Raw genomic sequence first — 22,083 nt, forward strand, 5'->3', positions numbered from 1 at the left:
ATAATTTATCGCAGGAACACGCCATGAGAGTGAGCAGAAAACAGGTTGAAGAGAATAAGCAGACAATCCTGACCGCCGCCGGCCGGTTGTTTCGTGAGCGCGGTTTTGACGCGGTCACGGTCACCGATATTATGAAATCAGCCGGTCTGACCCACGGCGGATTTTACGGCTACTTTAAATCGAAGGATGACCTGATCGCACAAACCCTTGCTGAACTGAAGATAGAGAGCGAAGCGGCGGATAACGACGTCGAATCGCTTATCGCACGTTATCTCTCACCCGAGCACCGGGATAATTTTGCCAGCGGTTGCCCGCTGGCAGCGCTGGCGGCGGAGACCATCCGCCAGTCTGAATCCGCACGCGATGAAATGACCGCGCGACTGCAGCAGCAGATAGCTTATCTCAGCGAAGCGATTAATGAGAAAAACCCGGAAAAGAGCCGTCGTGCGGCGATAGGCAACTGGTCTGCCATGGTCGGGGCGTTGATTCTGGCGCGAATGACCGCTGATTCGGCGTTTTCAGATGAAATCCTGCGTGAAACGGCGGCCTGGCTTGAGGAAAACCAGCGCTAACGTTACGCCGTTTCCCGATCCGGCGGCAGATAGCCGGCAACAAAGCGGGTCAAAATCGCCGAGGCCACCGGGCTTTCCTCAACCTCAAGGCTCAGCTTATCCGGGTCAATACCTTCGTTGCGCAGTGCCGCCTGACGGTACGCGATCAGCGAGCGGGCAATCGCCGGCGTGATTTCCGGGTGGAACTGGGTGGAGACGGCATGGGCGCCGTAGCGCACAATCTGGTGCGGATCGTGCTGCGACGAGGCCAGCACCGTCGCCCCCGGCGGTAATCGGGTGACCGTTTGCATATGGGTAAGATGCGCGCTGAACGGCGCCGGATTATCGGCCAGAAGACGATCCGCCCGCCCGCTTTCTGACAGCGAAATGGTTTTGCTTCCGGCCTCGCGCCCGGCAGGATGATAATCCACATCACCGCCCAGCGCATGCGCCATCAGCTGATGCCCGTAGCAGACGCCGAACAGCGGCATCTCTATCGCCATTGCCTCGCGGATCCAGGCCGCGGTCATTTCGCTCCACGGCAGGCGTTCGGTCACCATATCCCATGAGCCGGTAATCACCGCGACGGTCGCGTTATCCGGGGCGGGAAGCGTCTCCCCGGCAAACACTCGCGCCACGCTGATTTTATTGCGCCACGGCGCCAGTAAATGAGCAAACCAGGAGGGAAGATCGCCGTGGTCGGAGGCGATTTCATCCGGCGGGGTGCCGGTCTGCACAATGAGAAGCGTATTTCGGCTTAACGACATCGGAGGGCCTTTTTTCACAACAACACAGAGCCCTACTATGAGCAAAAGCGCCAGCGGCGGCAAATAACCAATCCGCTAACGCTTATGCTCCGGGCGAATAACGTCTATTGCGCGTCCGCGCTCTCCACCTGCGGCACCGCAGCCGCAGCACCCTGTTCAGCCGGCGCGTTTGCCGGGTCAAAGATATGGTCGAGGATGGCGCGTGCCGTCGGTCCTGCCACTACGCCATCGCCGCCGCCGTTCTCCAGAATCAGCGCCATCGCCACCTTCGGATGCTGATACGGCGCAAACAGGGTGTAGAAGATATGGTCGCGCAGGCGCACCGGGATCATCTTCGCGTTGTAGGTCTGATTCTCCTTCAGGCTGAAGACCTGGGACGTCCCCGATTTTGCCGCGATCTGGTACGGCGCGGTATGGAACAGCTTATAGCCGGTGCCGTTTGGCAGGTTCGCCATGCCGTACATACCGTTGCGCACCACGTCCCAGTATGGCGAATGCGGATCGCCAATCTGCGGCAGATTCTGCGGTGGCTGATAGCGCTCGACCCTATTCCCCTGCTTCATGGAGTAAAGCAGATGCGGATTTTGCACTTTGCCGTTATTTATCAGGGTCGTCAGCGCTTTAACCATCTGGATCGGCGTGGCAATCCAGTAGCCCTGGCCGATGCCGACGGAAATGGTATCCCCCTGATACCACGGTTTTTTATGCACCCGCTGTTTCCACTCCCGGCTCGGTAGCACCCCGGCAAACTCTTCGTTAAGATCGATACCGGTAGACTGACCGTAACCGAACTTGCTCAGCCACTCGTGAATACGGTCGATCCCCATCTCAAACGCCACCTGATAGAAAAACGTATCCGCCGACTCTTCGATCGCTTTGGTGACGTTAAGCATGCCGTGGCCGCTCTTCAGCCAGTCGCGGTAGCGGCGCTGGGTTCCCGGCAGCGTCCACGTCGGCGCGCCGAAGAAGGAGGTGGTTGGCGTGATCACCCCCGCCGATAGCGCTGACAGCGCCATGTAGGGCTTCACCGTCGACGCGGGCGGATAGAGCCCCTGGGTGACACGGTTAATAAGCGGACGGTCGGGGTTTTCGAGCAGCGAACGATAGGCCTGGTAGCCAATGCCTCTGACAAAGGGATTCGGGTCATAGCTGGGGCTGGAAACCATCGCCAGCACGCCGCCGTCGCGCGGATCGACGGCGACCACCGCCGCGCGCTGCCCCTTCAGCACCGACTCGATATACTGCTGCAGATGCAAATCCAGCGTCAGGTAGATGTTCTTCCCGGCCACCGGCGGCACCTCTTTTAGCAGACGCACCACCCGCCCGTGGTTATCCACCTCAACTTCCTGATAACCGGTGGTGCCGTGCAGCGCTTTCTCATAGTAGCCTTCGATGCCCTGCTTACCGATATTATGGTCGGCGGCGTAGTTCTCTTCTTCGCCGGCTTTGGCCAGCTTTTGCAAATCGCTGTCGTTGATCTTCGAGACATAGCCAACTACGTGCGCCAGCTCGGCGCCGTAGGGATAAGCGCGCTGCTGGTAGCTCTCTACGGTAACGCCGGGAAAATGGAACTCATTGACGGCAAAACGCGCCACCTCAACATCGCTCAGGTCCGATTTTAAGGTCACCTCTTTGTAGCGGCTGGTGTGGTGCATATCGTCGCGGAAGTCGGCGATATCCTGCGGGGTTAAATCAACAATCGGCGTCAGCTGCTGCAGCAGCGCCGTCATATCGGCGATTTTGCTCGGGATCACCTGCAAACGGTAGAGGGTAATATTTTGTACCAGCGGGATGCCGTTGCGGTCGAAAATCAGCCCGCGGCTCGGCGCGATGGGCAGCATTTTAATGTCGTTCTGGTTTGAACGGGTCTGATAAAAGTCGTGCTGCTCTACCTGCAGGCGGTAGAGGTTAACAATCAGGACAGCAAAGCAGACCACCACCAGTAGAAACGCAATGACGGCACGGCGGATAAATAGCATCTCTTCCGCTGAATGGTCGCGAATTTCATCTCTCATAAGGGACATTAGCGGGCATTTACCTGGGTTACAAAGGGCCTGAAAAAGGAAAAGCGGGGAAGAATAGCGTTATCGCAGCGGGAGCCCTACCGAAAGGTTGCTAATGATTTGGCAGAAATGTATCAGCATGTTAGAGATTTAAAGTGACACTGTCACTGAAATAACCTCCATCGTAAGATCGACGGAGGCGAATGGCTAGCGCGCTTTTTCACTGACCGTCATGGTGAATCGCGTCACCGTTTCGCCGGCGTTAGCGTAGCTATGCGGAGCGTCGGTACGTGCGACGGCTGAATCACCGGCGGGAATCAAATAGAGGCTGTCGTTCACCGTTAATGTCAGGGCACCCTCGGTCACAAAAAGCAGCTCCGTGGTCCCTTCTCCGTGGCCCGGAGAAGTAAAAATTTCGCCCGGATAAAGACTCCACTGCCAGAGTTCCACCATATCTGGACCGCTGGTTCCGGCCAGCAGTCGCGCGTGGCCGCCCTGTTCACCCTGCCACAGCGTGGGGATATCGCCTGCGGCGATCGCCTTTACCGGCGGCGCGGAGGCAACATTGACGAAATCGGCCACCGCAACGCCCATGGCTGACGCCAGACGGCATAACAGCGCAATGCTCGGGTTAGCCCGGCAGGCTTCAATGTCTACCAGCATCCCTTTGCTGACGCCCGCGCGCCTTGATAGCTCGTCGAGGGAGATCTTCTTTTCCGCCCGATAGCGCTTAATGCGCGCCGCAACGGCTTCATTGATGCTGGCGGCATCAGCACCCGCCCCGGTCGTTATATTGACTTTTTTGGTCATCGGTCGATATCATGCTTTAAAATAGTCGTTAAAGGATTATCCAATGAATAACGTATTACCGTCAATCAGCCCACAGGTGTCGGCGCTGGCTCCCGGCTTTCGCGCCCTGAGCATTGATGTTATCTCTGCTCCCGTACGCGCGCCGCAGGTTGGTGCAGAAGCGCTCCATTCCGCCTGCCGTGCGGTTATCGCCGGTGAGCCGCAGTGGGCGGAAGCACATTTGCAGGCCTGGAACGAGGTATTCCGCGCCTTTGGCGCAAAGCCTAAGCGCACGCCCTGCTCGGCGGAAGCCTTGCGCAGGCGGGTGCTGCGCGATGGCGAAATGGCAGCGCTCGATCCGATCGTCGATCTCTATAATGCGGTGAGCCTGCGCTACGCCGTGCCGGTCGGTGGGGAAAATCTGGCGGCTTACGTTGGCGTCCCGCAACTGAAGATTGCCGACGGCAGCGAGCCGTTCGATACCGTCAAAGAGGGAAAGATCGTCTTCGAAAACCCCGACGCGGGTGAAGTGGTCTGGTGCGATGACGCAGGGGTGACCTGCCGACGCTGGAACTGGCGACAGGGAGTACGCACTCGCCTGAGCGTAGAGAGTCCGCGGATGTGGTTTATTCTTGAAAGTCTGCCGGAAATGCCGCTTAGCGCGCTTCATGAGGCGGGAGAAATGCTGATGGCCGGTCTACTGTCGATGATGCCCGAAGCGAAAATGCATTCGCAGTTGATAACGGCCGACGTCTGGCTGACAGGGGGCGCCCGGTAGCGTATCGCTACCGGGCAAAACAGATGTCTCTCTACTGCTTATCTTCCGCTGCGGCTACTGAACTGGAGCGATAAATAAAGAACAACGCCAGCCCCAGACAGACGATCGCCCCCAGCCTGCCCGGGGAGAAAGCGATGGCGTCATTTCCCAGCCAGCCGAAATTATCAATCAGCAGGCTCATGGCCAGTTGGCCAAAAATCACCGCTACCGTGGCCGTCGCGGTGCCGATACGCTGAACCGCCAGCACCATAATCACGATATAGGGTACACCGCAAAACGCCCCCAGCAGCTGCCATTTCGGCACATCGAGCAGCGTCATCGTCTGGTGAGGCTCAAAATACAAAATCAGCAGCGCGGTGATCAATCCTCCCACGGCAAAGGTGAGAAATGCGCTACGAAACACGCCAACCTGACTACCTAAACGGCCGTTGATCGCCGCCTGCATACTCAGCATCGCGCCGCCGACCAGCGCCAACAAAATCATTATGCTACTCATTTTACAACCTCAGCTTGTGGCAATCAGAACCAGGGCGACAACGATTAACAGCAGAGCAATAAGCCGCCGCCCATCGATTTTACGTTTTGGCGAACCGAACAGACCGTAATGGTCGATCAGCAGGCTTTTACAGACCTGGCCGGCAAGAATGCCGATCATGGTCATAGCGATACCGATCACCGGTACGGCAACGGTTAAAATGACGACGTAAATGGGGCCCAGCACGCCTCCGGTGAGCTGCCAGCCGGGTAAAGAGAAAAATGAGGGGCTCTGGCGCGGGCCAAACAGCAGCATCAGCAAAAACGTGAGGGCGCTCCCGACGCCAAATATACTGAACGTCGCCCATAAATCCCCTACCTGACCGGCCAGCGGTCCCAGTAGCCCGGCTTCGACGGACAGACCCATGCCGCCGGCAATCACCAGAAAAATCAGTAATAACTGCATCATTAAATTCCGCTTATTAATCAGGCGGCAGAGCATAAAACAGCGAAGTAGTGTGAAAAACGGTACAATCAGGGAAACACTTTTGCGGATATTGCATAAATGAGCGATGCGGGTAATGTGAATTTTCGGGCGCTACAGCTGTTCATCGCCGTGTACGACAGCCAGAGCTTTTCCGTGGTGGCGCGACGGGAAGGCGTTTCCCCGTCCATGGTGTCGCGCGTCATTCATCAGCTTGAAGACTCCCTCGGCCAACAGCTGTTTTATCGTAATACCCGCGCAGTGGTGCCCACCGAAGCCGGACGTCTTTTTGCCGAACATGCCAGAGGCATCAGCGAACAGTTCAGCGCCGCCAGACGCGACCTGCAGGATCGGAGCCTTGAGCCTGGGGGGCTGGTGCGAATCAACGCCCCGGTCTACTTTGGCCAGCGCCATATTGCGCCATGGCTACCGGGTCTGAGCGAACGTTATCCACAAATGCAAATTGAGCTGGCGCTGACCGATGATTTTATCGATCCGCACCGGGAGGCGACCGATGTTATTTTCCGCATCGGTAGCCTGCCCGATTCCAGCGTTCATGCCAGAGTGCTGGGGATGCAGCATCACTATCTGGTTGCCGCCCCGCGCTATCTGCAGCGTCGCGGTGTTCCGCAGCGGCCGGAAGATCTTCGCCAGCACAGTACGCTGGTGTACAGCGGTTCAAACGGGCCTAACCGCTGGTTATTTCGCCTCGCGGAAGGCGAATGGGTTCACTATCCGCAAACCCCGCAGCTGGCATCCAATAACGCCGATGCGTTGCTGACCGCCGCGCTGGGCGGCATGGGGGTAGTACTTTTTCCCGACTGGATGGTCAACGAAGCCATTGGCGCGGGAAGACTGATTCATTTGATGCCTCATTACACCGCCGCGATTAGCAGCACGCCTTCGCCAGTGTCGGCGATTTATCCTCACGCTCGCCACCCTTCGCTAAACGTACGGACGGTAATTGACTATTTTGTCGACGTTTTTGGTACGCCTTTATACTGGCAGCGCTAAGCTTTTTTACGCATGAAAATTGTCGTAACGCAAACAATGCGTCTTCCCCGGCGCTGAAGCGGTTTTAACGATTCCTTTACCCTGAGGTTCCTATTATTGTGTTCGCGTTAATACCGAAAACTAATCATTCAACAATGACATATGTTCGGTTTTTACAAGAGTAATTGAACGGAATTATCTATTAAATCCGTAGTTTTATTCACATATCGTTTACTCGAAGCAGTGTATATCGTAATGGCATTCACAAAAGCAAACGGAGCCTGATATGAGCACGTCAAACGATCCATCGAACACCCCATCCGCAGGGAAATGCCCTTTTCACGCCGAAACGCCAACGCCAACGCAGAGCGCGGGCGGTGGTACCGGCAACCGCGACTGGTGGCCTAATCAGCTACGCGTCGATTTGCTGAACCAGCACTCCAATCGCTCTAACCCGCTGGGGGAGAACTTTAACTATCGGGAAGAGTTTAAAAAGCTCGACTATTCAGCGCTGAAAGCCGACCTGCATGCCCTGCTCAATGACTCGCAGGAGTGGTGGCCAGCGGACTGGGGCAGCTATATCGGGCTGTTTATTCGTATGGCATGGCACGGCGCCGGTACCTACCGCACCGTTGACGGTCGCGGCGGCGCCGGACGCGGTCAGCAGCGTTTCGCTCCGCTCAACTCCTGGCCGGATAACGTCAGCCTCGATAAGGCCCGTCGCCTGCTGTGGCCGATAAAACAGAAATACGGTCAGAAAATCTCCTGGGCCGACCTCTATATGCTGGCGGGCAACGTGGCGCTGGAAAATTCCGGCTTCCGTACTTTTGGCTTCGGGGCTGGCCGCGAAGACGTTTGGGAACCGGATCTGGATGTTGACTGGGGTAATGAAACCGAATGGCTGGCTCACCGCCATCCGGAAAGCCTGAATCAGCAGGCCATTGGCGCCACTGAAATGGGTCTGATTTACGTTAACCCGGAAGGCCCCAACGCCAGCGGCGACCCGCTCTCCGCAGCCGCAGCGATTCGCGCTACCTTCGGTAATATGGCGATGAATGATGAAGAGATCGTCGCGCTGATCGCCGGTGGCCATACGCTGGGTAAAACGCACGGTGCTGCGGTGACCACCCACGTAGGCGCAGAGCCGGAAGCGGCGCCGATTGAAGCGCAGGGTCTCGGTTGGGCGAACAGCTACAATAGCGGCGCAGGCGCGGATGCCATCACCTCTGGTCTTGAGGTTGTCTGGACGCAAACGCCGACTCAGTGGAGCAACTACTTCTTAGAAAACCTGTACAAATATGAATGGGTACAAACCCGTAGCCCGGCAGGCGCGATTCAGTTCGAAGCGAAAGACGGCCCCGAAATTATCCCTGATCCTTTTAATCCAGAGATAAAACGTAAGCCGACCATGCTGGTGACTGACCTGACGCTGCGCTTTGACCCGGAATTCGATAAAATTTGCCGTCGCTTCCTTAACGATCCGCAGGCCTTTAACGAGGCTTTCGCCCGCGCGTGGTTTAAACTGATCCATCGCGATATGGGGCCGAAATCCCGCTATATGGGTCCGGAAGTACCGAAAGAAGATTTGATCTGGCAAGACCCGTTACCGGCAGCGATCCACAATCCGGGCGCAGAAGACATCGCCGCGCTGAAAACCGCTATTGCCGATGCTGGTCTGTCGGTCAGCGAGCTGGTTTCCGTGGCATGGGCGTCGGCTTCCACCTTCCGCGGTGGCGATAAACGCGGCGGCGCTAACGGCGCACGTCTGGCGCTGGAACCGCAGAATGCCTGGCCGGTGAACGCTATCGCAACCCGCGTGCTGCCGACCCTGCAGGCGATTCAGCAGGCGTCCGGTAAAGCTTCGCTGGCCGATATTATCGTTCTGGCTGGCGTAGTGGGCATTGAGCAGGCTGCCGTTGCGGCGGGCGTTCAGGTTAGCGTCCCCTTTGCTCCAGGCCGCGTCGATGCGCGCCAGGATCAGACCGATGTCGAAGCGATGGATCTGCTGCAGCCGCTGGCCGATGGTTTCCGCAACTATCGCCGCATTGGCGGCGGCATTTCCACCGAAACGCTGCTGATTGATAAGGCGCAGCAGTTAACGCTGACGGCGCCGGAAATGACGGTACTAGTGGGCGGCCTGCGCGTGCTGGGCGCTAACTTCGACGGCAGCCGTCACGGCGTGTTTACCGACCGCGTGGGCGTATTGAGCAATGATTTCTTCGTCAATCTGCTCGATATGGGCACCGTCTGGAAAGCCGCTGATGAGCACGCTGAGCTGTTTATCGGTCGCGACCGTAAGAGCGGCGAAGAGAAATACACCGCGACCCGCGTTGACCTGGTCTTTGGATCTAACTCCGTCCTGCGTGCGCTGGCAGAAGTGTATGCCTGCAGCGATGCGCGGCAAAAGTTCGTTAGTGACTTTGTCGCCGCATGGACCAAAGTGATGAACCTCGACCGCTTCGATCTGTAACATCTTTACCGGCAGAAATGCACATCCCGGGCCACTGGCCCGGGATCCTCTTATCTAATCCAGATTGTCAGCAGAATAATGATGGCCGCAATAATCGCCACCTGAATAAAGACTTTATCCAGCGATCCTCTGCGCATCGCGCCCCCTTTCAGAACAGGATTTGCCAGATTGCTAACAGCAGCACCAGCAAACCCATCAGGAAAAATATCAGCGCGATGATGGTGTCCGGAGAACGATTCATCTCTGCGCCTCCTTATCATCAGAACCACTGACCGAAACGTTTGATATAGAAACGCTTCATGCCCTGCGCTACCAGGCAATAGCTGAGCAGCGTCGCGACCAGCCATGGGAAGTAGCTCAGCGGTAGCGGCTCCAGTCCGACCATCGCTCCCAGCGGCGAGAACGGAATGTAGATCCCGATAGCCATAATCACCGCGGTGGTGAGCAGCACCGGCAAGGTCGCCCGGCTCTGGATAAACGGAATTTTCTGCGTTCTCAGCATATGCACCACCAGCGTTTGCGACAGCAGTCCTTCAATAAACCACCCGGACTGGAACAGCGCCTGGGCTTCGACGTGATTTGCTGCAAACACGTACCACATCAGCGCGAAGGTGGTGATATCAAAAATGGACGAGGTTGGGCCAATCCACAGCATAAAACGGCCGATATTCTTCGCATCCCACTTACGCGGCTTGCGCAGAAACTCTTTGTCCATTTTGTCCCACGGCAGCGAGAGCTGGGAGAGATCGTACATCAGGTTCTGAATCAGCAGATGAATCGCCAGCATCGGCAGGAACGGAATAAACGCGCTGGCCACCAGTACCGAGAAGACGTTGCCGAAGTTAGAACTGGCAGTCATATTCAGGTACTTAATGATATTGCCGAACGTCTCACGTCCTTTGATCACCCCTTCTTCCAGCACCATCAGATCCTTTTCCAGCAGGATGATATCCGATGCCTCTTTGGCGATATCCGCCGCGCTGTCAACCGAAATGCCGACGTCCGCATCGCGCAGGGCTGGCGCATCGTTGATGCCGTCGCCGAGAAAGCCGACGGTGTGGCCGTTTTTCTGCAGTGTTTTCAGGATGCGCGACTTCTGCAGCGGCGTCAGCTTCGCGAATACCGAGCGCGTTTCCACTTCTCGCTCCAGGTCGCGATCCGTCATCGCTTCAATCTGGGCGCCGGTCAGAATACCGTGGGCATCGATGCCCACTTCCAGGCAAATACGCGCCGTAACCACCGGGTTATCGCCGGTCAGCACTTTCACCGCCACGCCGTTATCGCGCAGCGCGGTAATGGCTTTTCCCGCGCTCTCTTTCGGCGGATCGAGGAAAGTCAGCATCCCTTCAACCGTCAATCCCTGCTCATCGGCGGTGCATAGCGGCGTGGTCAGCGCGGAGTCATCCAGCTTGCGGGTTGCGACCAGTAGCACGCGGAAGCCCTGGGCGTTATAGTCCTTCGTTTTGGCTAACAGCAGATCGCGTCGGGTTTCATCCAGCGCCACAACGTTATCGCCTTCACGAAGATGCGTGGCGACCATCAGCATCTCTTCGACCGCGCCTTTGCAGATCAGGCTTTTGTCACCGTGGCGGACATCTTCCACCGACACCGAGACCCGACGGCGGACAAAATCAAACGGCAGTTCATCAAGTTTGACAAAACGCTCTTTGGTCGCTGGCGCAATCCGCCCCTCGCCAAAGCGCAGCACCGCCCGGTCCATCAGGTTGCGCGCCCCGCTCTGGCTGCTACTGTTAAGCCAGGCCAGCGTCAGCACCCGGTCGCTCTCATGACCGCTGACATCAAGGTGATGCTCAAGGATGATATTGTCCTGAGTTAACGTACCGGTTTTATCGGTACACAGCACGTCCATAGCGCCAAAGTTCTGGATGGCGTTCAGCCGCTTGACGATCACTTTGCGCCGCGACATGGCGATAGCGCCTTTCGCCAGGTTGGAGCTGACGATCATCGGCAGCATTTCCGGCGTCAGGCCAACCGCTACCGCCAGGGCAAACAGCGAGGCTTCAACCCAATCACCTTTGCTGAAGCCGTTAATCAGCAGCACAATCGGTACCATCACCAGCATAAAGCGGATCAGCAGCCAGCTGACGCTGTTTACCCCGCGGTCGAACGCCGTCTGGGTACGCGTGCCGACGATGGATTTCGCCAGCGAACCAAACCAGGTACGGTTTCCGGTGGCCACCACCACCGCCTGCGCCCTGCCGCTGGTCACGTTAGTGCCCATCAGACAGATATTGCCCATCTCCAGCAGGCTTTTATCTTTGTTCGGCTCGGGAAGCCTGTCGCATCCTTTACCGGAAACGCTGGCCAGAACGTCATACTTTTCAACCGGCAGCGACTCGCCGCTGAGTATCGACTGGCTGACAAACAGGTCCCGGGATTCCAGCAGGCGGACGTCTGCCGGAACCAGATCCCCCGCCGCCAGGAAGATGATATCCCCGGGCACCAGCTCCTCAATGGCAATTTCTTCCTGCACCGGCCCCATATTCCCGGGACCGCGACGCAGCACCGTCGCCGTGGTGCGGACCATGGATTTCAGCGCCTGCGCCGCTTTGTTGGTGCGAAACTCCTGCCAGAAACGCAATAACCCGCTCAGGCTAACCATCGTGACGATAATGATGATCCCGGTCAGATCGGTCTCTTCGCCGTTACGCAGCGGTAGCCAGTAATCGGTCACGAAGCTGACGGCGGCCAGCGCCATCAGGACATAGATAAACGGGTTATTGAATGCCTGCAAAAGCTGGATCAACGCCGGCGGCGCCTGCTCATGCGCCACTTCATTGCGGCCGTATTCATCCAGTCGTTCAAGGGCATCTTCGGTGGTGAGCCCGTGGCGACTGCTGTTTAACCGCGCCAGCGTATGATCCGGACTGTTAAATGCCTCGGTTTCAATGGCGAAGCTTTTTTTATGCTGCTTATCATTTTCTGACGCAGACCGGTTTATTTTCCGGTTTTCTATTTTCATGTCAGTCATGATTAATCCTCAAATTTAAGACGTCGTTATCCCTGCATAAATGACTTATGCATAATTCATTTTTACGTTATTAAACGCTTATTACTTTAATCGCCTGGGAATATCCATCATTCCCTCCTTAGACAAATGATTGTCAGAGTGAAATAGTCACGAGGTTAACTCCCCTCGACGCACCAGCGGACTGACGTAATCTTTTCGTCCCCGCCAATTCTTGTCATAATGAGATCTCGCGCTTTTCGACAGTCGGTATTTCCCACCAGTTCGATGCGGATTTCTTTATGCCCTTGTTCTTTTGCTGCTGTCGACACCAGTCCCTGAAGGCTGAGCGTCATCTCTTTACTGATATTAAGCAATAGCTGACGAATCGCGTTTTCATATTCGCTTTGACAGACAATATTCAGAACGTAGCATTTCTCTTCTTCTGTCGCGCCGGGGATCTGATTAATTCTCTGCGCCGCTTCGCGCAGTAGAATATTGGCGCAGAGGATTATCAGCGTTGCCGCCGCTGCTTGCCAGAACTGGCCTAAACCGCAGAGTACACCAATCGCCGCAGAGCACCACAGGGTTGCGGCGGTATTCAGGCCGCGCACGTTCATGCCTTCACGCATGATGACGCCGGCGCCGAGAAAACCAATTCCGGATACCACCTGCGCGGCAATACGTCCGGGGCTGTCCGGCGATGTTGAAATGGAGCTCAGAATAAAAACCGCCGCGCCGGTGGCGACCAGCGAGTTGGTGCGCAGGCCGGCCATACGCTGACGCCACTGTCTTTCAGCGCCAATCAGCGCGCCCAACAGCATCGCGGCGAGTAAATTTGCGATATAAGGAAACATCAACATAGTTTCCTCCATTTTTGCTGGAAGAATTAACTATGTGCTTTATTAAGCACACGACAAATTGTCGCCCGGAAGGCGATTAACGTCGTGTTGACGGTGGAGGGAATAATGTATTTTTAAACATGAACATGACGATTATCCTCGCAGCCATGCTGCGTTATTTTTTATGGGATGCAATCGTCTGGATGAGGAGATTGCTGCCCGCCGGTTGGCAAGCAGCGCAGAAAAAATAGCGTCAGCTTGCCTTGATGTTTAAGTAAGGGTGACTGTCCAACATATTTCTCCTGTGTGAATTTGTGCTCATTATAGTCATTCAATTATTCGAGTAAAGTTAAAATCTCGCTTTAGTGACGATTTGTTTAGAATGACCTTAATGCGCAACTCCCGCCACGATAACCTTAACCCCGGCGCGAACCGGGGTTAATTGACTAATCAAAGACGCCATTAATTATCGATGTCACGATCGCCGTACTCAGCGCGATTAGCACCAAATCCTGGCCCACCACGCGCCATTCATAGCCAGGATAGTACGGCAGTTCGTTAAGCATCGATGCCGGAACCGCTTTTTTGGCAATCCCCGGCGGCAGAGGTTTTCCGCGAGCCAGATTTTTGGCGATTCCCGGCGGCAGCGACTGATAGCCGGTTAAGCCGTAATTAACCGCCAGCGAGCGCGCTCTGGAGAAGCTGATATCGGCAGACACATGGTCGGGTTTACCGTAATTTTTTCTCTGCCCCGGGTTTCCTTCTTTATGACCCTTGTTGCCCTTATCAACGTTGTTTTTACCGCTATTGCCGTTGTTACCGTTATTCCCATGGTTACCGCTATTACCATGATTACCGCCGCCGTTGCCGTTACCGGGGTTGGCGAAAACAGGCGTCGCCATCATGGTCAGCGAAAGCGCCGCCGCCAGCGCCGCTTGCAAAACTTGCTTTCTGGACATGATTTTTTTCCTGAGAGGGAGTACTCGCTATGAATGTAGATGAATAACCTCAGCGCAACAATCTCTCGTTTTCCTAAATGAAATTCTGGTCAAAACTTAGCGGCATGATGGTGAATTCCTTCAACCTTTGGGCGGGTCAAACGCAGAAACCAGCATACAACGCCAACCAAACCTTATTCACATTATTTTATTCTGCAAATGCCTTTTCACCGATGCGATTAAAAATTTAAAACCATTAACAATCAAATAACATTAGCAGGCAAACATTTCATCTAAGGAAAATAATAATATGTCTACCACCCAGGTCCTGGGCGACGCCGCGTTCGCCTCTCCGGGACGCTCCCACTCCAGCCTGACCGCTCGCATTGATGCGCTGCCCGCCTCCGTTGGCCTGTGGTCTTTTATCACCCTTCTGGCGCTGGGCGGTTTCTTCGAACTCTACGATCTTTTTCAGACCGGTTATATCAGTACCGGGCTGCTGGCAGAGAATATTTTCCATACCGGCGAACAGGGTATTTTCGGGATTTCAGACCAGGCCGCCTTTGCCTCGTCCACCTTTATGGGGCTGTTTTTCGGCGCCAGCCTGCTTGCGCCGCTGGCGGACAAACTGGGCCGCCGCCTGACGTTTATGTTCGCCCTCGCCTGGTACGGCGTGTTTTCCCTGATGATGGCCCTGCAAAGCAGCGCTGAAGGGGTTATCTTCTGCCGCTTTCTGGTGGGCATCGGTCTCGGTATTGAGCTGGTGACCATCGACACTTACTTAAGCGAATGGGTGCCGACGCATCTGCGCAATAAAGCCTTCGCTTTCGCCTTCTTTATTCAGTTTTTATCGGTTCCCGCCGTGGCGCTGATGTCGTGGATGCTGGTGCCGATTACCCTTTTTGGCCTGACCGGCTGGCGCTGGGTGATTATCTTCGGCGCGCTCTGCTCATTGATCATCTGGGTCATCCGCAAGAAGCTGCCGGAATCGGCGCGCTGGCTGGAGGAAAAGGGCCGCCATGATGAGGCCCATAAGGTCATGTGCGAAATGGAACAGCGCTGCGGCGTTTCTCCCTCGCCGCGCCATCAGGTGCAGACGCAGGAGCATCCGCGCAGGCTGGGAAGTTTTAAAGCGATCTGGGCGCCGCAGTACCGCAAACGCACGATTATGCTGATGGTGATGAACTTCTTCCAGGCCATCGGCTTCTTTGGCTTCGGCAATTGGCTACCGGCCCTGCTTTCCGGCCAGGGAGCGAGCATCACCCACAGCCTGCTGTATGCGTTTTTTATTACCCTCGCCTATCCGATTGGCTGCCTGTTTTGTACCCGCTTCGTCCATCGTTTTGAAAACAAATGGCAAATTGTGCTTTCCGCGCTGATGACGGTGGTATTTGGTACCCTGTTTGCGCTTCAGAACAGTCCGGTGCTGCTGGTGATCTGCGGGTTTATGATCACCTGGTCAAACGCCTGGCTGACCATTAGCTATCACGCCTACCAGGCCGAAGTTTTCCCGACCCATATTCGCGCGCGGGCGGTCGGCTTTTGCTACTCCTTTAGCCGCCTGTCCACGGCGATCACCAGCATTTTGATCGGCATTATTCTGCAATACGCCGGTACACCCGGGGTAATTAGCTTTATCGTCGCCAGCATGCTGATGGTGATGCTCTCAGTAGGCATCTTTGGACCAAAAACCCGAGGGATTAGCCTGGAGAATATTTGATGACTGCCGCCGCCGGTTTAACCGGCGGCGCGCGCGGCTAATTTTTTCTCCTGAACCCGTAGTAGCCACGGCAGCGGCAATGCGCTCAGGGCGCAGAGCAGCAATATCCCATTCATCGCCCGCACGCCGTTCCCGGCAACCGATAACAACCATGACGAAAGCAGAAAAGCCGCCGCCGTACTTAATGACATCAGGGTATTCTGTAAAAGGGTAAACCCCGCCCTGGCGCCATCCTCTGGAAAACGCATCGCCACTGCCGATGAGGCCACCAGGCGACAGTAGGCGGCCGCTAGAAACAACACCATAAACAGCCCGCCGCCGTGGTTGAAGGTAAAAGCGATGCTCAGGCTCAGTATAAACAGCAGACTGGCCAGCAGGCTGATGCAGTAGCCGCTGTAATGCTGGCATAGCTTGCCGGTAAGTTTAGTGGCGCACAGCCCCGCCAGTCCGCCAGCGAAAAAGATCCACGGTAATTGATCGCCGCTGCCCCCCATTTTCGCCGTCAGTAACGGAACCAGCAGCGGAATGATTAACATCGCACTGAACTGCGCGAGGGCGTTGCCGGAGGCGTAAAACAGCACCGATGAAGACCAGCGCAAATCTGCCTGACGGTTCGCCGCAACGGGCTGTTCCGGCAGCGCGAGTTTTATCAGTGGCAACGCAATCAGGCAGAGTCCGCCGATCGTCGCAGGGGCTATCTGCCAGCCGATTTTTTCACTGAGAAATAACATCGTCGGCATGCCGACGATGCTGACCAGCGAGAATGCGGCAATCGTTGAGGCCAACGCCCGAGGACGCAGGTGTGCTGGCATAATGTTGACCAGCAAACTGCTGCCCACCCCCATCGTTGTTCCGCCGACCAGACCGGCGAGAAAACGCCAAAATAACAATCCGCTAAAACTGGTGGTGGTCAGCGTCATTATCGTTAATCCCCCCAGCAGGGCCATGTTGCAGAGCAAAAAGCGCCGTGGTTTAACGTTACCGACCCATCGCCAGAACGGGTATGCCGACAGACAGCGAGCAATTAACCTCGCTACCCTGTATCACCACCGTCAGCGCCCTCGCGGGGCAAGCCTGGCAGTTTGCCGCGGCGGACGGGAACTTTAAAAAGGTTAACGTCAACGGGCACTATCGCGTCAACAGCGGCGAAATGGCGCTGCATGCCGCTCTTGCCGGTGTCGGATTCGCTATTGTGGGGGAACAACCCTGCCGCCCGTTTATTAATCGCGGGGAGCTACAGGAAGTCACGCTTGAGTTACCGCCGGCGCCGTTACAGCTTTCAGCCCTCTATCGGGAGCGCCATTTTATGCCCGCCAGAATGCGCGCCTGGCTTGAATTTATCCAGAGGCAGATGGCAGGCTAAGCGCCTTCATCCTGCTGGCGTTCGCTAAAAATCGCCTGGGCATCGGCAAAGCATTTTTCCGCCAGCGACGACACCGGCTCTTTGTTGCGCATGATCAGCGCCAGCATCGAGTCGACCTCCGTTTCGGCGATCGGCCTGATTTCCAGGTTATCGCTTAACGCTTCCAGTCCGTTATTCAGCGGCATAATCGCGCAGCAGATCCCGGCCTGCACCGCCTGGATGATCTGAAACGTGGAATCGCTTTCAAAAACGTATTTTGGCGCCAGCCCCTTGGCCTTAAAGCTCATTTCAATCGATTCTCGGTAGTACATGCCTTTGGTCAGAAAGCCCAGCGGCAGCGCGGCCAGCGTCTCCCACTCCGGCGTCGCATCGGTAAACTGATAATGACGTTTATCATGCAGCAGCCCCATACGCGTATGCGGCAGCCAGAGCACGTTGAACAGTTGGCTATCGACGTGGTGCAGGTAGCAGATCCCTAAATCCAGCTGGTTGCGGCTGACGCCGTCGATAATCTGTTCCGACGTCATGGACAGCAGGCTGAACTGCAGCTCCGGATAGTTCTCCGCCAGCGGTTTTATCAACTGCATCGGATTAAGGCTGGCTAAAGGCACCATCCCCACCCTTAGCTGGCCGACCATCTGCCCCCGACAGATAGCCGCCTCGGCTTCTAACCCGTCATGCGCCGCCAGCAGCGCTCGCGCCCAGGCCAGAATACGCTCGCCCTCCGGGGTAAATCCTTCAAAGCGCTGTCCGCGCTGGATAAGGGTTAAATTGAGCTCTTCTTCGAGATTGCGAATACGCATTGATAACGTAGGCTGAGTAATGTGGCACGCCGCTGCGGCCTGGCCAAAATGTCGTGTTCTGTCGAGCGCAATCAGGTACTTAAGCTGTTTAATATCCATTATCATCCACTGTTTGCGCAATCTGCTGCCGGTGCAGCAGGCAAAATGTTAGTTAAATGTTATGTTCAGCGTTGATGAAATTCAAGCGCCGGTCGACCGTTGCTCGTCCTGCGTGCCTGAGGCTACACTCATGGGATGCACCGGCAGGAGAAACCGTTGAAAACTCGCCTTCATTACGTTCAGCAGCACCGGCTGGCCATGCCAGGCCTGGAAGCCATATCGTTAGTCACGGATCAGCGCTTTCCGCGCCATTCCCACGACCAGTTCGGTATCGGGATTTTCACTCAGGGCGCGCAGCATTCATGGAGCCATCTGGGCAAAATTGAGGCCGTCGCCGGAGATATCATTATGGTTAATCCGGGCGAGATGCACGATGGTATTCCGCTGGATGGCCCGCGCAGCTGGCAGATGGTCTATCTCGATCCTGAGCGTGTCGTTGACGAGTTGCAGGGAGAGATGAAGGCTGAAGAGATCCTCCTGCGCCCGATAGTCGGAGACCCGATGCTGCGCGGGCAAATGCAGCGGCTGTTTCGCGAGATCGTTGCCAGCGCGCCGGATGACGCCGCCGTGGAAGAAGCGCTGCTGCTCTGCCTGATGCAGGTTTGCCAATTTCATCTCTGCGCCAGGCGGCCGGGCAAAATCGGCTCCCCCGCCATCGTGCTGGCCAGACAATATCTCGATGATGCCCCCGAAGAGAAAATCTCTCTTGAGGCGCTTGCCAGGCTTTGCGGTCTCAGCCGCTTTCAGCTGATCCGCGGCTTCGCGCGCGCGACCGGCATCACGCCGCACGCCTATCTGATACAGTCCCGCGTTCGTCTGGCGCGTCGTCTGCTGATGGAGGGTCACTCCCTCGCCGATACCGCCTTCATGGCCGGTTTTGCCGACCAAAGCCACCTGACCCGCGCATTTCAAAAACAGTTTGCCGTCACGCCGGGCAGCTACCAGGCTATCGTTCAGGCGAGCCGCTAGCTGAAACTGTGCAATTTTGTTCAATACCCGCGCGGCGCTTTGCGAAATACTCAGGGCCTCGATTCTCTCCCACAGGAAGACATCATGGCATTTATCAGCCCTGAGTTTCTCTTAACGTCGCTTATCGTCGTCATCGCTCCCGGTACCGGGACGCTTTACACGATTGCCACCGGCCTGACGGCGGGCAGACGCATGAGTTTTGCCGCGGCCGTCGGCTGCACGCTGGGCATTATTCCACATATGCTGGCGGCGATAACCGGGCTGGCGGCCATCCTCCACAGTACGCCAGGCGCATTCGAGCTGGTTAAGTACGCCGGCGTTGCCTGGCTGCTGTATCTGGCGTGGGCCACCCTGACCCAGCGCGGGAGCCTTAGCGTGACAGGCATCGAGCAACGCAACTCACGTCAGGTCATCAGCCACGCGATCCTGATCAATTTGCTCAACCCCAAACTGCCGCTCTTCTTTCTCGCCTTTCTGCCGCAGTTTATCCAGCGCAACTCGACGTCGCCGATCGGCGAAATGCTGATCCTGAGCGCTGTGTTTATGCTGATGACGCTGCTGATTTTTCTGCTCTACGGCGCCTTTTCTGCGGCGATGCGCGGATACGTGCTGACGCGTCCGGGGGTTTTACAGGGGCTGAGAGCCTGCTTTGCCGCCGGTTTCGTCGGGCTGGGGGTTAAGCTCATTCTGGCGCAGAGGTAGCGATTTTGCCCACGACGCGACGATCGCCGTGGGCAAAAGGGGTTAGCGAAGCCCTGTCAGCGCGCGAATCTCTTTCGAGCGCAAGGTTAAGCGCACGGGCGCCGATTTATACGATGGCGTTCCACTCTCTTTATCAAGGTAATCCAGAGGAACCAGAACGTTAGCTTCAGGGTAGTAGGCCGCAACGGTGCCCGGGGCGATGTTGTAGGCAACCAGCGTGATATCTTCCAGCCGCTGATGGTGGCCCGGCAGCGCGGAGCGGATATCCACCCGGTCGCCGTGTTCAAATCCCAGCTCAGCCATATCCTGTTCGTTCATAAAGAGCACGTCGCGACGGCCAAACACGCCGCGATAGCGATCGTCCATGGCATAGATGGTGGTGTTGTATTGATCGTGGCTGCGCAGCGTCACCAGGCGCATCACCTCATGCCCTTCTACCTGCTGGTTTTCGTGCACCCCGTCGAAAACGGAAAACATCGCTTTGCCGGTCGGCGTGGGCCAGATACGCTCCGTCGGCGGCAGCGGCATGCGAAAACCGCCGGGATGGCGAATGCGCTGATTGTAGTGGTCAAAGCCGGGGATGGTCTGCTCAATCAGATCGCGGATCCGATCGTAGTCGGCGACCAGCGCCAGCCAGTCAATTTTGCTCTCCGTCAGCGTCGCCATGGCCATCCCGGCAACAATCGCCGGTTCCGAGCGCAGTTCAGGCGAACCGGGTTTCAGTTTGCCCGACGATGCATGCACCATCGACATCGAATCTTCGACGGTGATCGACTGCCGTCCCGTCTCCTGCAGATCGAGTTCGGTTCGCCCAAGACACGGCAGGATAATGGTCTCTTTCGCCACCAGAAGATGCGAACGATTGAGCTTGGTGCCAATATGCACGCTCAAATCCAGCCCCCGCATCGCCGGAAAAGCCCGTTCGCTATCCGGCATAGCCACCGCGAAGTTACCACCCAGGCAGAGAAGCGCTTTCGATTCACCCTCGATCATCGCCTGCAGCGCTTTTACCGCATCATGGCCATGCTCCTGCGGCGGCGTAAAACCAAACACCCGCTGCAGGTTGGCCAGAAACTGGGGGCTCGGCTTTTCCGTGATGCCGACGGTGCGGTTACCCTGCACGTTGGAGTGTCCGCGCAGCGGGCAGATTCCGGCACCCGGCTTACCGATATTGCCGCGCATCAACAGCAGGTCGGCTATCAGGCGGACGTTAGCGGTGCCTTTATTATGCTGGGTAATGCCCATGCCGTAGGTGATAATGGTGGCGTGAGATTTGGCATAGGCCGCCGCTACCCGTTCAAGATCGCCCCGCGTTAAACCCGACTCGCGCTCGATATCCTGCCACTGCGTCGCCTGTAGATCCTGCGCAAAGTCGGTAAAGCCCAGCGTATGCTCATCGATAAACGCCCGATCCAGCACTTTGCCCTGCTCTGCTTCCAGCTGCAGCAGCGCCTTCGCGATGCCCTTAAGCGCCGCCGCGTCGCCTCCCGCTTTGACCTGGAAGTAAGTCGATGCAATGTTGGTTGAGCTGTAGGTCGCCATCTCAATGACGTTCTGCGGATCGGCGAAACGTTCCAGCGCCCGCTCTTTTAGCGGATTGAAGACGATAATCGGCACGCCCCGGCGCGCCAGTTCGTGCAGCGTGCCCATCATGCGCGGATGGTTGGTTCCGGGATTGTGGCCGATAGAAATCACCAGCTCGGTCTTATCAAAATCATCAAGTGAGACCGTCCCTTTACCGATACCGATGGACTGCGGCAGGCCGACGCTGGTCGACTCATGGCACATATTGGAGCAGTCCGGAAAGTTGTTGGTGCCATATTCGCGGGCGAACAGCTGGAACAGGAAGGCCGCTTCGTTAGAGGCGCGTCCGGAGGTATAGAACTCGACTTCATGAGGCTGCAGCGTCCGGAGAATGGCGCCGATACGGGCAAACGCCGCTTCCCATGAGACAGGACGCAGGGTATCGCTGGCCTGATCATAGGCCAGAGGCTGAGTTAAGCGCCCGTAGCCTTCCAGCTCGAAATCACTCCTCGCCAGCAGCGAGGTCACGGTATTGGTCGCCAGAAACTCTGCCGTCACGCGTTTACTGGTGGCTTCCCAGGTCACCGCTTTGGCGCCGTTTTCACAGAACTGAAACGTCGATTTATGCTCTTTGTCGGGCCAGGCGCAGCCAGGGCAATCAAAACCATCCGGCTGATTGGTCCGCAGCAGCGTGGCGGGAGCATCGAGCGCGTCCATTTGCGTACGCACGGCGATCGCGGTGGCTTTTAAGGCACCCCAGCCGCCCGCCGGACCATCATAGGGATGGACGCCGGGAACGACGCGTCTTCTATTACTCATGTTGACTCCTGATGCGCTTTCGGCGGC

General features: G+C 56.6%; 20 protein-coding genes and 1 pseudogene. 8 read left to right on the top strand and 13 right to left on the bottom strand.

Annotated features, from left to right (window positions below; all coding sequences use genetic code 11):
- Positions 1 to 23 precede the first annotated feature (23 nt).
- Positions 24 to 572, top strand: coding sequence for a TetR/AcrR family transcriptional regulator (locus ABLV75_RS04775; RefSeq protein WP_016809038.1), 549 nt, complete (start codon positions 24 to 26; stop codon positions 570 to 572).
- A 2-nt stretch (positions 573 to 574) separates the two neighbouring features.
- Here ABLV75_RS04775 and ABLV75_RS04780 read toward each other — a convergent pair whose 3' ends face one another.
- The 3 genes from ABLV75_RS04780 to ABLV75_RS04790 form a co-directional block, all read right to left on the bottom strand.
- Positions 575 to 1,318, bottom strand: coding sequence for a glutamine amidotransferase (locus tag ABLV75_RS04780; RefSeq protein ID WP_023329688.1), 744 nt, complete (start codon positions 1,316 to 1,318; stop codon positions 575 to 577).
- Between the two features lie 104 nt (positions 1,319 to 1,422).
- A complete protein-coding gene (gene mrdA, locus ABLV75_RS04785) occupies positions 1,423 to 3,342 on the bottom strand; it encodes a penicillin-binding protein 2 (protein ID WP_348854896.1) in 1,920 nt (639 codons plus the stop codon).
- A 186-nt stretch (positions 3,343 to 3,528) separates the two neighbouring features.
- On the bottom strand, positions 3,529 to 4,131 hold the full coding sequence (locus tag ABLV75_RS04790; RefSeq protein ID WP_004101997.1) for an XRE family transcriptional regulator: 603 nt from the start codon (positions 4,129 to 4,131) through the stop codon (positions 3,529 to 3,531).
- A 43-nt stretch (positions 4,132 to 4,174) separates the two neighbouring features.
- Here ABLV75_RS04790 and ABLV75_RS04795 point away from each other — a divergent pair, with 43 nt between their 5' ends.
- Positions 4,175 to 4,888 (top strand): B3/4 domain-containing protein, encoded by a 714-nt coding sequence (locus ABLV75_RS04795; RefSeq protein WP_032728240.1) that lies wholly within the window; start codon positions 4,175 to 4,177, stop codon positions 4,886 to 4,888.
- A gap of 31 nt (positions 4,889 to 4,919) precedes the next feature.
- Here the strand turns inward: ABLV75_RS04795 and ABLV75_RS04800 are convergent, their stop codons facing one another.
- Together ABLV75_RS04800 and ABLV75_RS04805 are read right to left on the bottom strand one after the other, a co-directional pair.
- Complete coding sequence (locus tag ABLV75_RS04800; RefSeq protein ID WP_004101994.1) at positions 4,920 to 5,384, bottom strand: DMT family transporter; 465 nt, start codon at positions 5,382 to 5,384, stop codon at positions 4,920 to 4,922.
- Between the two features lie 9 nt (positions 5,385 to 5,393).
- Positions 5,394 to 5,828 (bottom strand): DMT family transporter, encoded by a 435-nt coding sequence (locus ABLV75_RS04805; RefSeq protein ID WP_016809042.1) that lies wholly within the window; start codon positions 5,826 to 5,828, stop codon positions 5,394 to 5,396.
- Positions 5,829 to 5,927: 99 nt separating this feature from the next.
- On the opposite strand from ABLV75_RS04805, the gene ABLV75_RS04810 reads away from it, so the two are divergent.
- Together ABLV75_RS04810 and katG are read left to right on the top strand one after the other, a co-directional pair.
- Complete coding sequence (locus ABLV75_RS04810; protein WP_004101991.1) at positions 5,928 to 6,860, top strand: LysR family transcriptional regulator; 933 nt, start codon at positions 5,928 to 5,930, stop codon at positions 6,858 to 6,860.
- A gap of 265 nt (positions 6,861 to 7,125) precedes the next feature.
- Entirely contained in the window at positions 7,126 to 9,309 is a 2,184-nt protein-coding gene (gene katG / locus ABLV75_RS04815; protein ID WP_024274156.1) for a catalase/peroxidase HPI, read from the top strand.
- A 50-nt stretch (positions 9,310 to 9,359) separates the two neighbouring features.
- Here katG and mgtU read toward each other — a convergent pair whose 3' ends face one another.
- The 5 genes from mgtU to ABLV75_RS04840 all read right to left on the bottom strand — a co-directional run bounded on the left by mgtU (position 9,360) and on the right by ABLV75_RS04840 (position 14,078).
- The gene (gene mgtU / locus ABLV75_RS04820) at positions 9,360 to 9,446 is read right to left on the bottom strand and encodes a magnesium transporter protection protein MgtU (RefSeq protein WP_251009858.1); all 87 of its coding nucleotides are present in this window, start codon (positions 9,444 to 9,446) and stop codon (positions 9,360 to 9,362) included.
- Positions 9,447 to 9,457: 11 nt separating this feature from the next.
- Positions 9,458 to 9,550: a protein MgtR gene (mgtR, locus tag ABLV75_RS04825; RefSeq protein ID WP_004101989.1), complete on the bottom strand. Its 93-nt coding sequence runs from the start codon at positions 9,548 to 9,550 to the stop codon at positions 9,458 to 9,460.
- Between the two features lie 18 nt (positions 9,551 to 9,568).
- A complete protein-coding gene (mgtA, locus tag ABLV75_RS04830) occupies positions 9,569 to 12,301 on the bottom strand; it encodes a magnesium-translocating P-type ATPase (RefSeq protein ID WP_004101988.1) in 2,733 nt (910 codons plus the stop codon).
- Between the two features lie 155 nt (positions 12,302 to 12,456).
- Positions 12,457 to 13,152 carry an MgtC family protein gene (locus ABLV75_RS04835; protein WP_094298938.1) on the bottom strand — a complete coding sequence of 232 codons (696 nt, stop codon included), beginning with the start codon at positions 13,150 to 13,152 and terminating at the stop codon, positions 12,457 to 12,459.
- Between the two features lie 413 nt (positions 13,153 to 13,565).
- On the bottom strand, positions 13,566 to 14,078 hold the full coding sequence (locus tag ABLV75_RS04840) for an anti-virulence regulator CigR family protein (RefSeq protein ID WP_004101986.1): 513 nt from the start codon (positions 14,076 to 14,078) through the stop codon (positions 13,566 to 13,568).
- A gap of 289 nt (positions 14,079 to 14,367) precedes the next feature.
- On the opposite strand from ABLV75_RS04840, the gene ABLV75_RS04845 reads away from it, so the two are divergent.
- On the top strand, positions 14,368 to 15,777 hold the full coding sequence (locus ABLV75_RS04845) for an MFS transporter (RefSeq protein WP_004101985.1): 1,410 nt from the start codon (positions 14,368 to 14,370) through the stop codon (positions 15,775 to 15,777).
- A 17-nt stretch (positions 15,778 to 15,794) separates the two neighbouring features.
- Here ABLV75_RS04845 and ABLV75_RS04850 read toward each other — a convergent pair whose 3' ends face one another.
- Positions 15,795 to 16,802, bottom strand: a complete 1,008-nt coding sequence (locus ABLV75_RS04850; RefSeq protein ID WP_319793438.1) for an MFS transporter — start codon at positions 16,800 to 16,802, stop codon at positions 15,795 to 15,797.
- Here ABLV75_RS04850 and ABLV75_RS04855 point away from each other — a divergent pair.
- Positions 16,766 to 17,140 (top strand): annotated as a pseudogene (locus ABLV75_RS04855) (LysR substrate-binding domain-containing protein); the annotation flags it as partial. The gene ABLV75_RS04850 and the pseudogene ABLV75_RS04855 overlap by 37 nt on opposite strands.
- Here ABLV75_RS04855 and ABLV75_RS04860 read toward each other — a convergent pair.
- Positions 17,137 to 18,042 carry a LysR family transcriptional regulator gene (locus ABLV75_RS04860; RefSeq protein WP_004101980.1) on the bottom strand — a complete coding sequence of 302 codons (906 nt, stop codon included), beginning with the start codon at positions 18,040 to 18,042 and terminating at the stop codon, positions 17,137 to 17,139. The pseudogene ABLV75_RS04855 and the gene ABLV75_RS04860 sit on opposite strands and share 4 nt — an antisense overlap.
- Before the next feature lie 156 nt (positions 18,043 to 18,198).
- On the opposite strand from ABLV75_RS04860, the gene ABLV75_RS04865 reads away from it, so the two are divergent.
- The gene (locus tag ABLV75_RS04865) at positions 18,199 to 19,011 is read left to right on the top strand and encodes an AraC family transcriptional regulator (protein ID WP_004101978.1); all 813 of its coding nucleotides are present in this window, start codon (positions 18,199 to 18,201) and stop codon (positions 19,009 to 19,011) included.
- Positions 19,012 to 19,095: 84 nt separating this feature from the next.
- Positions 19,096 to 19,713: a LysE family translocator gene (locus ABLV75_RS04870; protein ID WP_004101976.1), complete on the top strand. Its 618-nt coding sequence runs from the start codon at positions 19,096 to 19,098 to the stop codon at positions 19,711 to 19,713.
- Between the two features lie 42 nt (positions 19,714 to 19,755).
- Here the strand turns inward: ABLV75_RS04870 and ABLV75_RS04875 are convergent, their stop codons facing one another.
- A complete protein-coding gene (locus tag ABLV75_RS04875; protein ID WP_004112920.1) occupies positions 19,756 to 22,056 on the bottom strand; it encodes an FdhF/YdeP family oxidoreductase in 2,301 nt (766 codons plus the stop codon).
- Between the last annotated feature and the right edge of the window lie 27 nt (positions 22,057 to 22,083).

This window comes from Klebsiella sp. CN_Kp066, assembly GCF_040065135.1.
GTDB lineage: Bacteria > Pseudomonadota > Gammaproteobacteria > Enterobacterales > Enterobacteriaceae > Klebsiella > Klebsiella oxytoca.

Excerpts from the sequence above, each read along its gene's own strand:
- ABLV75_RS04775 (WP_016809038.1), top strand. The coding sequence starts at position 24 with ATGAGAGTGAGCAGAAAACAGGTTGAAGAGAATAAGCAGACAATCCTG.
- ABLV75_RS04875 (WP_004112920.1), bottom strand. The coding sequence starts at position 22,056 with ATGAGTAATAGAAGACGCGTCGTTCCCGGCGTCCATCCCTATGATGGT.
- mgtU (WP_251009858.1), bottom strand. The coding sequence starts at position 9,446 with ATGCGCAGAGGATCGCTGGATAAAGTCTTTATTCAGGTGGCGATTATT.
- katG (WP_024274156.1), top strand. The coding sequence starts at position 7,126 with ATGAGCACGTCAAACGATCCATCGAACACCCCATCCGCAGGGAAATGC.
- mrdA (WP_348854896.1), bottom strand. The coding sequence starts at position 3,342 with ATGTCCCTTATGAGAGATGAAATTCGCGACCATTCAGCGGAAGAGATG.
- ABLV75_RS04790 (WP_004101997.1), bottom strand. The coding sequence starts at position 4,131 with ATGACCAAAAAAGTCAATATAACGACCGGGGCGGGTGCTGATGCCGCC.
- ABLV75_RS04795 (WP_032728240.1), top strand. The coding sequence starts at position 4,175 with ATGAATAACGTATTACCGTCAATCAGCCCACAGGTGTCGGCGCTGGCT.
- ABLV75_RS04835 (WP_094298938.1), bottom strand. The coding sequence starts at position 13,152 with ATGGAGGAAACTATGTTGATGTTTCCTTATATCGCAAATTTACTCGCC.
- ABLV75_RS04810 (WP_004101991.1), top strand. The coding sequence starts at position 5,928 with ATGAGCGATGCGGGTAATGTGAATTTTCGGGCGCTACAGCTGTTCATC.
- ABLV75_RS04840 (WP_004101986.1), bottom strand. The coding sequence starts at position 14,078 with ATGTCCAGAAAGCAAGTTTTGCAAGCGGCGCTGGCGGCGGCGCTTTCG.
- mgtA (WP_004101988.1), bottom strand. The coding sequence starts at position 12,301 with ATGACTGACATGAAAATAGAAAACCGGAAAATAAACCGGTCTGCGTCA.
- ABLV75_RS04780 (WP_023329688.1), bottom strand. The coding sequence starts at position 1,318 with ATGTCGTTAAGCCGAAATACGCTTCTCATTGTGCAGACCGGCACCCCG.
- mgtR (WP_004101989.1), bottom strand. The coding sequence starts at position 9,550 with ATGAATCGTTCTCCGGACACCATCATCGCGCTGATATTTTTCCTGATG.
- ABLV75_RS04805 (WP_016809042.1), bottom strand. The coding sequence starts at position 5,828 with ATGCAGTTATTACTGATTTTTCTGGTGATTGCCGGCGGCATGGGTCTG.
- ABLV75_RS04860 (WP_004101980.1), bottom strand. The coding sequence starts at position 18,042 with ATGGATATTAAACAGCTTAAGTACCTGATTGCGCTCGACAGAACACGA.
- ABLV75_RS04800 (WP_004101994.1), bottom strand. The coding sequence starts at position 5,384 with ATGAGTAGCATAATGATTTTGTTGGCGCTGGTCGGCGGCGCGATGCTG.
- ABLV75_RS04845 (WP_004101985.1), top strand. The coding sequence starts at position 14,368 with ATGTCTACCACCCAGGTCCTGGGCGACGCCGCGTTCGCCTCTCCGGGA.
- ABLV75_RS04870 (WP_004101976.1), top strand. The coding sequence starts at position 19,096 with ATGGCATTTATCAGCCCTGAGTTTCTCTTAACGTCGCTTATCGTCGTC.